Genomic DNA, 12,274 nt, shown 5'->3' with positions numbered 1-12,274 from the left:
TGAGCGGCGAACAGCCCCAGGGCCCCGGGCCGTTGCCGAGCCCCTCGGAACTCCGCTCAGCGGGACACGTCGCGCCGCTTATCGGATTGGCAAAGAAGGTCAACGCCCCCTGTTCTCAGGGACCTCACAGCCGCAAGGATCCCCGTACACAATTCGCAACGATGTACGGGGAGGTCCCACTTGAGGGACGTGAGACCCAAGAGCCGTGCGCTGGCGCTCGGTTCGGCCGGCGCGCTGGTCACGGCGACCCTGATGGCCGGTGCCGTGGCGACGCCCGCGGCCGGCGCGAACAACGGCCAGGGCCAGGACCGCGAGACGCGTGGCGCGGCGATCGCCGCGGAGCGTGCCGCGAAGGCCGGCGTCGACTGGCAGGACTGCCCCGCCGACTGGGGGCTGGTCAAGCCCATCCAGTGCGGTTACGTCTCGGTGCCGCTCGACTACGCCGACCCGTACGGCAAGCAGATCAAGCTCGCCGTCGACCGTATCGGCAACACCGGCACCAAGGAGGAGCGCCAGGGCGCCCTCGTCTACAACCCGGGCGGCCCCGGCGGTTCGGGCCTGCGCTTCCCGACCCGGGTCACCAACAAGAACGCCATCTGGGCCAACGTGGCGAAGGCCTACGACTTCGTCGGCTTCGACCCGCGCGGCGTCGGCCACTCGGCGCCCATCTCCTGCGCGGACCCGCAGAAGTTCGCAGAGGGGTCCAAGCTGGACCCGGTGCCGGACTCCGAGGCCGACAAGAGCATCCAGCGCAAGCTGGCCCGCGAGTACGCGCAGGGCTGCTACGAGCGCACCGGCCGCGCCATGCTCCAGCAGATGACCACCGCGAACACGGTCCGCGACCTGGACGTCATCCGCGCCGCGCTCGGCGAGCAGAAGCTCAACTTCCTCGGTGTCTCCTACGGCACCTACCTCGGCGCCGTCTACGGCACGATGTTCCCGGGCCACGTGCGCCGGATGGTCGTCGACAGCGTCGTCAACCCGGCGCGCGAGAACATCTGGTACCAGGCCAACCTGAACCAGGACGTCGCCTTCGAGGGCCGCTGGAAGGACTGGCAGGACTGGGTCGCCGCGAACGACGCCACCTACCACCTGGGCGCCACCCGCGACGCCGTCCAGGGGCAGTGGCTGAAGCTGCGCGCCGCCGCCAAGAAGAGCCCCATCGGCGGGGTCGTCGGCCCCAACGAGCTGATCTCCTTCTTCCAGAGCGCGCCCTACTACGACTCGTCGTGGGCGCCGGTGGCGAGGGTGTTCAGCAAGTACGTCGCCGGTGACACCCAGGCGCTGATCGACGCCGCCGCCCCGGACATGTCCGACATCGCGGGCAACATCTCCTCGGAGAACGGCAACGCCGTCTACACCGCCGTGGAGTGCACCGACGCCAAGTGGCCCACCAACTGGCAGACGTGGGACCGGGACAACACGAGGCTCCACAAGACCGCCCCGTTCATGACGTGGGCCAACGCGTGGATGAACCTGCCGTGCGCCACGTGGCCGGTCAAGCAGCAGAACCCGGTGGACGTGAAGACCGGCAAGGGCCTGCCGCAGGTGCTGATCGTGCAGTCCACGCGGGACGCCGCCACCCCGTACGCGGGCGCCGTCGAGCTGCACAAGCGCTTCAAGGGCTCCCGTCTCATCACCGAGAAGGACGCGGGCTCCCACGGCGTCACCGGCCTGGCCAACCCGTGCATCAACGACCGGGTGGACACCTACCTGCTCACCGGCAGGACCGACGCGGCGGACGTGACCTGCGCGCCGCACGCCACGCCGAAGGCGTAGCGACCGGCGGAAGGTGACGACGAGGGGCGGCCGGGATGCCCGGCCGCCCCTCTCTCGCGCACGGCGTGCCCCGCGGCGTCAGGTGAGCGGTGCGCGCGGGAACCTGCGCCTGTCGCCCTTCGCCTCGGCCTGCTCCGCCTTGGCCACGGCCGCGTACTGGTCGACGTACTCCTGCCCGGACAGCGACAGGATGGCGTACATGATCTCGTCGGTGGCGGCGCGCAGGATCGCCTTCTCGTTCTCCATGCCCGCGTAGCGGGAGAAGTCCAGCGGCTCGCCGAAGCGGATCTCGATCGGGTGCGGGCGCGGGACGACCTTCCCGGGCGGCTGGGCCTCGAACGTGCCGATCATCGCGCACGGGACGACCGGCACCCCGGCCCTGAGCGCCATGACCGCGACGCCGACCTTGCCCTTGTACAGGCGGCCGTCGTGCGACCGGGTGCCCTCCGGGTAGATGCCGAGCAACTCGCCCTTGCTCAGCACCCCGAGCCCCTCCCGGATCGCGGACTGCCCGGCCTCCTTGCCCGAGCGGTCCACCGGGATCTGCCCCGCGCTGCGGAAGAAGGCCGCGGTGAGCCGGCCCTTGATGCCCGGTCCCGTGAAGTACTCGGCCTTGGCCAGGAAGGTGATCCGCCGTTTGAGGATCGCCGGCATCACGAAGTGGTCCGAGAACGACAGATGGTTGCCCGCGACGATGGCCGCTCCCGAGGCCGGCACGTGCTCCAGCCCCTCGATACGTGGCCGGAAGACCAATCTGAGCAGCGGTCCCAGCAGAACGTATTTGAGCAGGTAGTAGAACACGGTTCGCCCCTCACTCCGACCAGCTCGGCTTCAGACCGGTGTTTTGCCAGGTAAAGGGCAGGATCCCGGAATTGGTCCACGTGCGTCAGTAGTCATCTGTAACCGCCTTCGGCCGTGCTCATGCTGACCCGTCGCCCCCGTGCCGGACGGACGTACCGGTATGCGGCAGACGGGTGGCGCGGACCTGCGAGAATGAGGCCCATGCCAGGGTCCGAGGGTTTTGAGTCCGAGTCCGAACGCGTCACGCGACAGTTGCGCGACCAGATCCTCGACGGTGACCGTCAGCCCGGCAGCAAACTCGTCGAACGGGAGCTCGCCGCCGAACTCGGGGTGAGCAGACTCCCGGTCCGCGAGGCTCTGAGGGCGCTGGTGGCGGAGGGCCTGGTCACACCGCGCCCGCGTACATGGGCCGTCGTGCGCGAGTTCACCTCCACCGACATCTCCGACCTCGACGAGGTCCGCTGCGCCCTGGAGACGCTGACGTTCCGGCTCGCGGCTCAGCGGCGCAACCGCGCCGGCCTGGAGAAGCTGCGCGCGGACCTGGACTCCGAGCTCGAAGCCGCGCGCGAGGGGGACGCCGTCAAGGCCCGGCGCGCCGCGGCCGACTTCCACGAGACCGTGACGTCGATGGCCGCCAACGAGCTTCTGAACGAGCTGGGGTCCACTCTCCGCAGCCGTATGCGCTGGCTGCTGGCCCAGCACGACGACCTGCTGACCGTCGCGAAGGAGCACGAGGCGCTCTACGAGGCGATCGAGGACCGGGACGTGCCGAGGGTCGAGGACCTGGTCATGAAGCACCTGGCCACCAGCCGCGACGTGGCCGCGTCCCATCGCAGGCAGTTGCCGGGATAGCTGGAGGACGCGCTCGGCGGCGGCCGGACGGACGGGAACCGGTGCTTCTTCCCGGAGTCCTCGACGAGCCGGCCGGCGGGGGCTGCGGCGGCCCGGCCCCGGGTCGGAAGACACGCCGGAGGACACGTGGGTGGCCGGAAGACGTGTGCGTGGCCGGAAGACCCCCGGCGGCAGGGCCGAGGGCTGGACCTGGGCTCTGGGGATTCCTAGGCTTCTGACGTCGTCAGATGACCGAGAAGAGGGTCGGATGGAAACGGTGGGGCGCGTATCGATCGTCGATACCGTGATCAGTGAGCTACGCGCGGAGATCGCCCGGGGCGTGTGGCGGGTCGGCGAACGGATCCCTCCGGAGGGCCAGCTGGCCGAGTCTCTCGGCGTGAGCCGGCTCTCGGTCCGCGAAGCCGTCCGTGTGCTGGTGCACTCCGGACTGCTGAGCACCCGCCAGGGGGCCGGCACCTACGTGACCGCCACCGACGAGGGACAGGTCGCGCTCCGCCGTCACCTCGGCGGGGTGACGGCCGACGACATCCTCGACGTGCGGCGCGGCCTGGACATCGTCGCGGCCCGGCTGGCCGCCACCGCGCGCACCGAGGAGGACCTCACGGCGCTCCGCCAGGCCATGGACCGGCGCACCGCCGCGGGGCTGGCCACCGACCTGGATGCGTTCACCGACGCCGACGTCGACTTCCACCTGTGTGTCGCGGAGGCCGCGCACAACCCGCTGCTCGGGGACCTGTACCGGAACATGAGCGACGCCCTGCGGGAGACCGTCAAGGCCGGCCGGTGCATGGACGAGGCCGGCGAGGACCTGTTCCACAGCGCTCTGTTCGAGGCGGTGAGCGCCGGCGATCCGGTCGCCGCGACCAGCGCGGCGCTGGCGATCCTCGAAGGCGGCGACGAAGGGGACGTGTGAGCGCCGCGGCGGCGGTCTGAGGGCGGCTCCCGGCGGCCCCCGGACGGTTGCGGCACGGCGGCAAGAGGCGGCGGCCTCGCAGCTCCGGCCCCAGGGCGTGTGCGAGGCGTCCGGGGCCGTCGACCGCGTTCCGGACCAGGGACGCCGGGCGGGGGAGCGGAGGCGCGGGCTGTCCGGAATCGCCGATAATGGGGGACGAGCCTGTCGGGCGGCTCGGCCGCCAGCGAGGAGCGAGATGAACGGGTTCGACCCCGCCGGCGCCCTTGCCCTCGGCGCCGTGGCAGCCGCCGTGTTCGACGAAGCCGGGACCGTCGTGCGGTGGTCCCACGCGGCGGCCGACCTCCTGGGGCACCCGGCCGCGCACGTCTGCGGCCGCCCGGTCGGGGAACTTCTCGCCGATGCCCCCGACGAGCCGCACCACTGCGCGCTCGCGGCGGACGGGTTTCCGGCCGCCGGCCGGACACGGCTGCGGCACCGCTCGGGCCGTGCCGTGGAGGTCGCCTTCCGGATCGTGCGCCTGGAGGGATCCTCCGAACTGCTGGCACTGGCCGCCCCCGCGGCCGACACGACCGAGCGGGAACAGGGCCTGTCCCTGCTGCGCGCGCTCTTCGCCCAGGCCCGGATGGGAGTCACCCTCCGCGACACGGACCTGGCCCTCGTACGGACCAACATCACCCTCGAGACGCTCGGCGGACCTCCGGGCGCCGCCGGCGTGGAGATGAGGGAGGTGGCCAACGCCAGGAACGCCGAAGCCGCGGAGGCGGCCCTGCGCCGGGTGCTGGAGACGGGCACGCCGCTGATCGGGGAGGCACAGGACGTGCGCTCACCGCTCCTCCCCGGGCGGCACCGGACGCTCTCCCTGTCCGCTTTCCGGCTGGAGGACGCGCGGGGGGAGCCCGCGGGCGTCGTCACGCTGGTCACCGACATCTCCGAGCAGCAGCGGATCCGCGACCACCTGGACCTGCTGCGCGACGCCTCCACCCGCATCGGTGGCTCACTGGACGTCGTGCGCACCGCGCAGGACCTCGTCGACGTCCTCGTGCCCGCGCTCGGGGACCTCGCCTGGGTGGAGCTGGCGGACCCCGTCATCGAGGGGGACGAGCCCGCCAATGTGCTCGGCGGCGCCTGGCTGAGCTGGCGGCGGGTCGCGGTCGCCTCGGCCGACGGGACGTGGCCCTCCCGTCTGCTGCAGAAGGGCGCGGCGGCGCCCCGGCAACCGGACATGCCCACCCTGCTCGCGGTCCAGCGCGGTGACGTCATCGTCGTCGACAGCGAGACGATGAGCGCCATGTTCGGCGAGCCGCACCTGATCGAGTTGCTGGTGCCGGAGAACGCGCGCTGGCTCGCCGTGGCACCGCTGTTCGCGCGCGGCACGATGCTCGGCATCGTCGGGATCAGCCGCAACGAACAGGGGCAGCCCTTCGAAGAGGACGAGGCGGACCTGCTGAAGAAGATCGCGTCCAGGGCCGCGCTCAGCGTCGACAACGCCCGCCGTTACACACGGGAGCATCGTGCCGCCGTCGCGCTCCAAAGGCGCCTCCTGCCACGCGCGACCACCGAGACGCCCGCTGCCGAGACCATCGGCGTCTACCGGCCCGCGGGCGGCGGAGCGGAGATCAGCGGCGACTGGTTCGACGTCCTCTCGCTGCCCTCGCTGCGGGCCGCGTTCGTCGTCGGCGACGTCATCGGCCACGGCCTGCACGCCACCGCCACCATGGGCCGGCTGCGCACCGCCGTGCAGACCCTGGCGGACCTGGAACTCGACTGCGACGAACTGCTCACCCACCTCGACGACCTGGTGCAGCGACTCGCGGGCGAGGCCGCCCCCGAGAACCGGGACACCGTCGGCGCCACCTGCCTGTACACCCTCTACGATCCGGTCGCCCGCCGCTGCACCGTCGCCAGTGCCGGACATCCGGTGCCCGTCGTCTCCCCCTGCGACGGCACTGCCCGACCCGTGGACCTCTCTCCCGGACCGCCCCTGGGCGTCGGCGGCATGCCCTTCGAGACCGCCACGCTCGATCTGGCGCCCGGCAGTGTCCTCGCCCTGTACACCGACGGACTGATCAAGGGCGACGACGGCGACACCGACGCCGGACTGCGACGGCTGACCGACCGCCTCGCCGCCCACTGCCGTCCCGGCCGGCCGCTGGACGAGATCGGCCGAGCGCTCCTCGCCGGCCTCGACGACCACCCGCCCAGGGACGACATCGCGCTGCTGCTCGTCCGCACCCGCGTGGTCCCCGCGGAGTCCGTCGCCGACTGGGAGTTCCCCGCGGACCCCGCCAGCGTGTCCGACGCCCGGGTGGCCACCACCGGCCAGTTGGCCGCGTGGGGGCTCGACGACATCGCCTTCAGCACCGAACTCATCGTCAGCGAACTGGTCACCAACGCCGTCCGCTACGCCGGCGGCCCCATCGGGCTGCGGCTGATCCACGAGGACGTCCTGGTCTGCGAGGTCAGCGACCCGAGCAACACCCAGCCCCGCCTGCGCCGGGCCCACACCACCGACGAAGGAGGCCGGGGCCTGTTCCTCGTCGCCCAGCTCAGCACCCGCTGGGGCAGCCGTTACAGCCGGCGCGGGAAGACCATCTGGGCCGAACAGGCGGTCAGCCCCGGCCCGGATCAGCTCATGTTCTCCTCGATGATCCCGATGTGACGCGGCATCAGCGATCCCGGGTCGCCGGGCCGTTCTCCAGCAGGGCCAGTGAGGCGGTGGTGGCCTTGTCGGCGTCGCCTTCGGCGATGGCCGCGGCGAGGGCGTTGTGCCAGGTGTCCCGCCCCTGGGTGAAGACCTTCAGGCAGCGGTCGTCGCGGATGCTGTCGGCCAGTGCCCTGGTGAAGGTCGAGTAGAGCTCGACGAGGAGTTCGTTGTGGGTCGCGCGGGCGACGTGGAGGTGGAAGTCGACGTCGGCGGTGACGAAGGCGGCTTCGTCGCCTGCGGTTCCGGCCGCGGCGCGTCGGGTGAGCGCGTCGTCGAGGGCGGTGATGTCGTGCCGGGTGCGGCGGGCGGCGGCGAGTCCGGCGGCGAGGATGTCCAGGCCGCGGCGGACTTCGAGGACGTCGCCGTCGTGGGCGTCGTCGAGCCGGCGTCGCAGGGCGACGTCGGTCGCGTCCCTGGCGGCCACGTAGGTGCCGTCACCCTGGCGGGTGGTGAGCAGTCCCATCTGGGCCAGCCCGTGGACGGCGGCACGCACCGATACGCGGCTGAGGCCGAGCCGTTCGGCCAGCTCGCCCTCCGACGGCAGCCGCCGGCCGACCTCCCAGCGGCCGCTCTCGATCTCCGCCTGCAACTGCCTGCTCGCTGCCTCGACCAGAGAGACTCGCTCAATCTTCTTCATCCCCACCCCTTCTCCAAGTCATCAGATGACTGCTAATTATGTCACCAGAGGCCTTCAGACGGCCTCTCGGCAGCCCGACCCCTCGCGTCCTCTCGGGCTGTCCCCTGCCTGGGCTCCTCTCTGAAGCCCGAGCGTCCTCTGAAGGAGGTCGGCTCCATTGCACAGATCGGATTCCCCCACTCCTGACACCGGTGGCTCCGGCTCCGGTGACATGTCCACCCGCTCAACCGGCGCTGCGGCGGTTGACGTGGTGGACGGCAGTTCGTCTCCAGCGGGTTCGGCGGTCGGCCGGGCGCTGGACTCGATCGGTTTCAATCGGGCGCACAAGCTCATCCTGGTGATGGTTCTGCTCGGCGCGTTCTTCGACGTGATGGAGGAGAACTCGCTGGGCGCGGTGGGTCCGGCGTTGAAGGACGTCTGGCACATCTCCACGCCTGAACTGGCCTTTCTGCAGACGGTCACGATCTCGGCGATGATCATCGGCAAGGTGGTCACCGGTGCGATCGGTGACTTGAGGGGGCGCCGGTTCGCGCTGGCGTTCAACCTGTTCGTGTACTGCGCGGGAGCGTTGGTCTGCGCGCTCGCTCCGAATTACGCGGTGCTGGCGGTCGGGCGCTTCGTGGTGGGGATCGGGCTCGGTGGTGAGCTCGCGGCGGGGATGACACTGCTGAGCGAGCTGGTGCCCACCCGGTTCCGGGGCGCGGTGGTGGCGTCCTTGAACGTGGGCGCCGGTGGTTTCGGCAATGTGGTCTCGTTCGGCTTCGCCGCGGTGGTGCTCGGTCCGCTGGGGAACTTCTTCGGTGGTCCGGACAGCAGCTGGCGGTGGATGTTCGGGCTGCTGGTGCTGCCGGCGGTGCTGGTGCTGTTCTACCGCCGGTATCTGCCCGAGACGCCCCGCTACCTGGCTTCCCGCGGGCGGATCGAGGAGGCCAACCAGGTGCTGACGCGGCTGGCGTCGGGCCGGCTGAAGGGCCGTGACCTGCCCACGGTTCCGTATCTGACGCAGCCGGCCACGCAGGAGGGCAAGGCGGAGAAGGTGCGGCTCGGGGAGGTCTTCCGGGGCGAGCTGCTGCGGCGCACGGCCGCGCTGGCGGTGGTGTCCTGGATGACGTTCGGTGCGCAGATCACCGTGCTGGTGCTGATGCCGACGATCCTGGTCAACCAGGGCTACAGCATCACCGAGAGCCTGACCTTCACCATGGTGATGAACGTCGGCAGTCTCCTCGGCGCGGCGGCGGCGACGTATGCGGCATGCACTGGCCGCGCCGGCTGGTGATGACCGGCGGCGCCGTGGCCGCCTGCCTGGCCGCGCTCGCCTTCGGCTTCCTGGCCGGCACCCCGGCCCTGGTCCTGGTGCTCGGCGGCACCTTCCAGTTCTTCGTGCTGCTGCTGAACAGCACGGTGTTCGCGTGGGCGCCGGAGCTGTACCCGACCCGGGTACGCGCCTTCGGCACCTCGATGATCGCCGTGCAGGGCAACGTGGCCGGCGCCTTCGTGCCCATCGGCGCGGGCCTGCTCCTCGACCACGCCGGCGTGGTCCCGGTCTTCGTCCTGACCGCCGCGATGTACGGGGTGATGGCCGTCGCCGTCCGCTTCGCCCCAGAAACCCACGGCCGCCCCCTCGAAGACATCAACGTGGAGGCCTCTTCGCCGGCCGCCGCCTGACCCGCCTGCCGGCCGTGCGCTACGTCCCGCCCGGCCGGTCCGGCAACACCCCATAGAGACCCTGATGTGAAACATCGTCAGAAATGTCAAGGAGAGATGATGGACCGTCTGCACGTCTCGGCCACTTCGCACTGGCCGAACTACCTGCCCGAGTACGTTGCCCGGGAGTTCGGTTTCTACGAGGAGGAGGGGATCGACTTCTCCCGTAGTGCCCCGGACGACTGGACGCGGGTGCTGGCCGATCTGGAGGAGGGGCAGGCCCAGGTCGTTCTCGGGGGGCTGTGGGTGCCGGCGATGTACCACGGGCGTGGCCGTGAGTACCGGGCGTTCGCACAGCTGAACCACCGCAACCCGAAGGCGCTGGTGGTGCGGAAGCCGGTGTCGGACTTCGAGTGGACGGACCTGGAGGGCAGGATCGTGCTGGCCCCGGGTGCGGGCGGCACCGCGCCGTACGTGCACACCGCGGGGCTGATGCGCAAGGCCGGTGTGGACATGTCCAAGGTGCGGTTCGTACGGGACCTGTCCGGGTCGATGCTCACCGAACTGTTCCTGGGCGGCATGGGGGACGCGCTGGTCACCGACGCCGTCAACGCCGCCTTCCTCGAACACCGCGGGCTGGCCCACACCGCGGTCCGCTACGACCGGGCGGGCGGGCTGATGCCCAACAGCGTCTACTACACCACCCGGGCGGTCCTGGACCGCGACGACGAACTCGTCTTCCGCTTCTGCCGGGCGCTCCAGCGCTCGATCGACTGGCTCAAGACGCACAATGCCGACGAGCTGGCCGGCCTGCTGGCCCGCGAGTGGCCGTCCCTGGACACCAAGGTCCTGGTCCCGGTCGTCGACGACCTGCGCGCGAGCGGCATCTGGGACGACATCCGCGTCAGCCAGGACGGCTACGCCGAGTGGCTGCGCATCCTCGCCGAGGACGGGCTCCTGGACGCCCCCGTCCCGTATGCGGACCTGATCGACGCCCGCCCCGCCGCGCGGGCCGCCGCCGAGGTGACGCCGTGACGGACCAGACGGGTACCGGCCGGGCACCCCTGCTGGTGCTGGACCGGGCGCAGGTCGCGAGTCTGCTGGATCTGGGCGAGGTGATGCACGTCGTCGAGCAGGCCCACGCGGCCCTGTCCACCGGCACGGCGCGTCAGCCCGACCGGTCCGCGATGGAACTGCCCGGCGGGGCCGGACTGCTGGTGCCGATGGTCGCCGCGGTCGACCCACTGTCCAGTGCCGGGGTCAAACTCCTCACCGACACCCCGCCCAACGCCGGCCGGGGACTGCCGGTCCAGCAGTCGGTGATCACACTCATCGACCCCGGCACCGGCACCTGCGAAGCGATCCTCAACGGCGCCCCGATCACGCTGCTGCGCACGGCGGCGGCGTCGGCCGTCGCCACCCGGCACCTGGCCCGCCAGGGTGCGGGCGTCCTCGGCCTGATCGGCGCCGGAGCCCAGGCGCGTGCCCATCTCGCCGCGCTGGCACGGGTGATGGACATCGGCCAGGTGCTGGTGTGGAGCCGGACCCGTGCCACCGTCGAGGCGTTCGCCGAGCACGCCCGCGGGCAGGGGTACGCGGTCAAGGTCGCCGACGACCCGGAGCAGGTGGTGCGCGCGGCGGAGGTGCTGTGCACGCTGACGCCGTCGCGCATGCCGGTGGTGCGGGGGGAGTGGTTCGGTCCGGGCCTGCACGTCAACGCGGTCGGGGCGCCGCCGCGGCCGGATCACCGGGAGATCGACACGGCGGGCATCGTCCGCAGCCGTGTCGTGGTCGACAGTTTCTCGGTGTCGTCCCACGAGTCCGGTGAGGTGCTGATCCCGATGCGGGAAGGTGCGATCACCCCGGAGCACTTCCGTACCGAACTCGGTGACGTCATCACCGGCAGGGCGCCCGGGCGGCGTTCCGCGGACGACATCACGCTCTACAACTCGGTCGGGGTCGGCATCCAGGACGTGGCGGCCGCCCGGCTCGTCGTCGACGCCGCCCGGCGCCACGGCATCGGCACCGAAGTACACCTGTCCTGACCGACTGAGGTCCGGCGGGAACCCACCCACCCACGCAGTCCGGCCGGCCCGCTGACCGACGGGCCGGCCGGCGCCGCGGGCGACCACTGGCCGAAAGAGAAAGGACCAAGATGCGCATACTGATCGCCAATGTGAACACGACCGCCTCCATGACCGAGACGATCCGTGCACAGGCCGCGGCGTCCGCCTCCCCCGGCGTCGAGATCGTCGGGCTCACCCCCTCGTTCGGGCCGGAGTCGGTGGAGGGCAACTTCGAGAGCTACCTGGCCGCCGTCGCCGTGATGGACCGGATCGTCCGCTACGACGAGCCCTACGACGCGGTGATCCAGGCCGGGTACGGCGAGCACGGCCGGGAGGGCCTCCAGGAGCTGCTGGACGTCCCGGTGGTGGACATCACCGAGGCGGCGGCGCAGGTGGCGATGCTGATCGGCCGCACGTACTCGGTCGTCACCACCCTGGACCGGGCCGTGCCGCAGATCCAGGACCGGCTGCTGCTCGCCGGGCTGAACGAGCGGTGTGCCTCGGTGCGGGCCTCCGGGCTGCCCGTGCTGGAGCTGGAGGCGGATCCGGCGCGCGCGGCCGACGCGATCGTGGCGGAGGCCCGCAGGGCCGTCGACGAGGACCGGGCGGAGGTGATCTGCCTGGGGTGCGGCGGTATGGCCGGGCTCGACCAGAAGATCAGTGCCGCCACGGGCGTCCCCGTCGTCGACGGCGTCGCCGCCGCGGTCACCCTGGCCGAAGGGCTCGTCCGGCTCGGCCTCAGCACCAGCAAGGCGCGCAGCTACGCACCGCCGAGGTCCAAGACCGTGACGGGCTGGCCGATCGTGCGGTGACGGGCCACGGGGCGCCGTCCGAGCTCCGGAAGTACGCGGCGGCGCGTTGCCGTGTCTGCCGGTGAC

The 12,274-nt window shown here is 71.5% G+C and carries 11 protein-coding genes; 9 read left to right on the top strand and 2 right to left on the bottom strand.

Annotation, left to right across the window (positions count from 1 at the left end; genetic code table 11):
- Positions 1 to 252: 252 nt before the first annotated feature.
- A complete protein-coding gene (locus tag ACWC91_RS23020) occupies positions 253 to 1,779 on the top strand; it encodes an alpha/beta hydrolase (protein ID WP_450643568.1) in 1,527 nt (508 codons plus the stop codon).
- 78 nt (positions 1,780 to 1,857) lie between these two features.
- On the opposite strand, the gene ACWC91_RS23015 is transcribed toward ACWC91_RS23020, so the two are convergent.
- On the bottom strand, positions 1,858 to 2,580 hold the full coding sequence (locus ACWC91_RS23015; protein ID WP_225079069.1) for a lysophospholipid acyltransferase family protein: 723 nt from the start codon (positions 2,578 to 2,580) through the stop codon (positions 1,858 to 1,860).
- Positions 2,581 to 2,781: 201 nt separating this feature from the next.
- On the opposite strand from ACWC91_RS23015, the gene ACWC91_RS23010 reads away from it, so the two are divergent.
- The 3 genes from ACWC91_RS23010 (at position 2,782) to ACWC91_RS23000 (ending at position 7,004) form a co-directional block, all read left to right on the top strand.
- Positions 2,782 to 3,432: a GntR family transcriptional regulator gene (locus ACWC91_RS23010; protein WP_281155473.1), complete on the top strand. Its 651-nt coding sequence runs from the start codon at positions 2,782 to 2,784 to the stop codon at positions 3,430 to 3,432.
- Positions 3,433 to 3,715: 283 nt separating this feature from the next.
- Complete coding sequence (locus ACWC91_RS23005; RefSeq protein ID WP_450643560.1) at positions 3,716 to 4,345, top strand: FadR/GntR family transcriptional regulator; 630 nt, start codon at positions 3,716 to 3,718, stop codon at positions 4,343 to 4,345.
- 235 nt (positions 4,346 to 4,580) lie between these two features.
- Positions 4,581 to 7,004 carry a SpoIIE family protein phosphatase gene (locus tag ACWC91_RS23000; protein WP_450643561.1) on the top strand — a complete coding sequence of 808 codons (2,424 nt, stop codon included), beginning with the start codon at positions 4,581 to 4,583 and terminating at the stop codon, positions 7,002 to 7,004.
- Positions 7,005 to 7,011: 7 nt separating this feature from the next.
- Here ACWC91_RS23000 and ACWC91_RS22995 read toward each other — a convergent pair whose 3' ends face one another.
- The gene (locus ACWC91_RS22995; RefSeq protein WP_225079065.1) at positions 7,012 to 7,686 is read right to left on the bottom strand and encodes a FadR/GntR family transcriptional regulator; all 675 of its coding nucleotides are present in this window, start codon (positions 7,684 to 7,686) and stop codon (positions 7,012 to 7,014) included.
- Between the two features lie 247 nt (positions 7,687 to 7,933).
- Between ACWC91_RS22995 and ACWC91_RS22990 the strand changes: the two genes are divergently transcribed.
- The 5 genes from ACWC91_RS22990 to ACWC91_RS22970 all read left to right on the top strand — a co-directional run bounded on the left by ACWC91_RS22990 (position 7,934) and on the right by ACWC91_RS22970 (position 12,208).
- On the top strand, positions 7,934 to 8,962 hold the full coding sequence (locus ACWC91_RS22990; protein ID WP_450643562.1) for an MFS transporter: 1,029 nt from the start codon (positions 7,934 to 7,936) through the stop codon (positions 8,960 to 8,962).
- Complete coding sequence (locus ACWC91_RS22985; protein ID WP_450643563.1) at positions 8,938 to 9,351, top strand: MFS transporter; 414 nt, start codon at positions 8,938 to 8,940, stop codon at positions 9,349 to 9,351. Before ACWC91_RS22990 ends, ACWC91_RS22985 begins: the two co-directional genes overlap by 25 nt.
- Before the next feature lie 96 nt (positions 9,352 to 9,447).
- Complete coding sequence (locus ACWC91_RS22980) at positions 9,448 to 10,365, top strand: ABC transporter substrate-binding protein (protein WP_450643564.1); 918 nt, start codon at positions 9,448 to 9,450, stop codon at positions 10,363 to 10,365.
- On the top strand, positions 10,362 to 11,375 hold the full coding sequence (locus ACWC91_RS22975; protein ID WP_450643565.1) for an ornithine cyclodeaminase family protein: 1,014 nt from the start codon (positions 10,362 to 10,364) through the stop codon (positions 11,373 to 11,375). Before ACWC91_RS22980 ends, ACWC91_RS22975 begins: the two co-directional genes overlap by 4 nt.
- Before the next feature lie 110 nt (positions 11,376 to 11,485).
- The gene (locus ACWC91_RS22970) at positions 11,486 to 12,208 is read left to right on the top strand and encodes an aspartate/glutamate racemase family protein (protein WP_225079061.1); all 723 of its coding nucleotides are present in this window, start codon (positions 11,486 to 11,488) and stop codon (positions 12,206 to 12,208) included.
- The last annotated feature ends 66 nt before the right edge of the window (positions 12,209 to 12,274 follow it).

Source organism: Streptomyces sp. NPDC001204 (assembly GCF_053598035.1).
The sequence above is the reverse complement of the archived record's forward strand: the minus strand, read 5'-3'. Positions and strand labels throughout refer to the sequence as shown.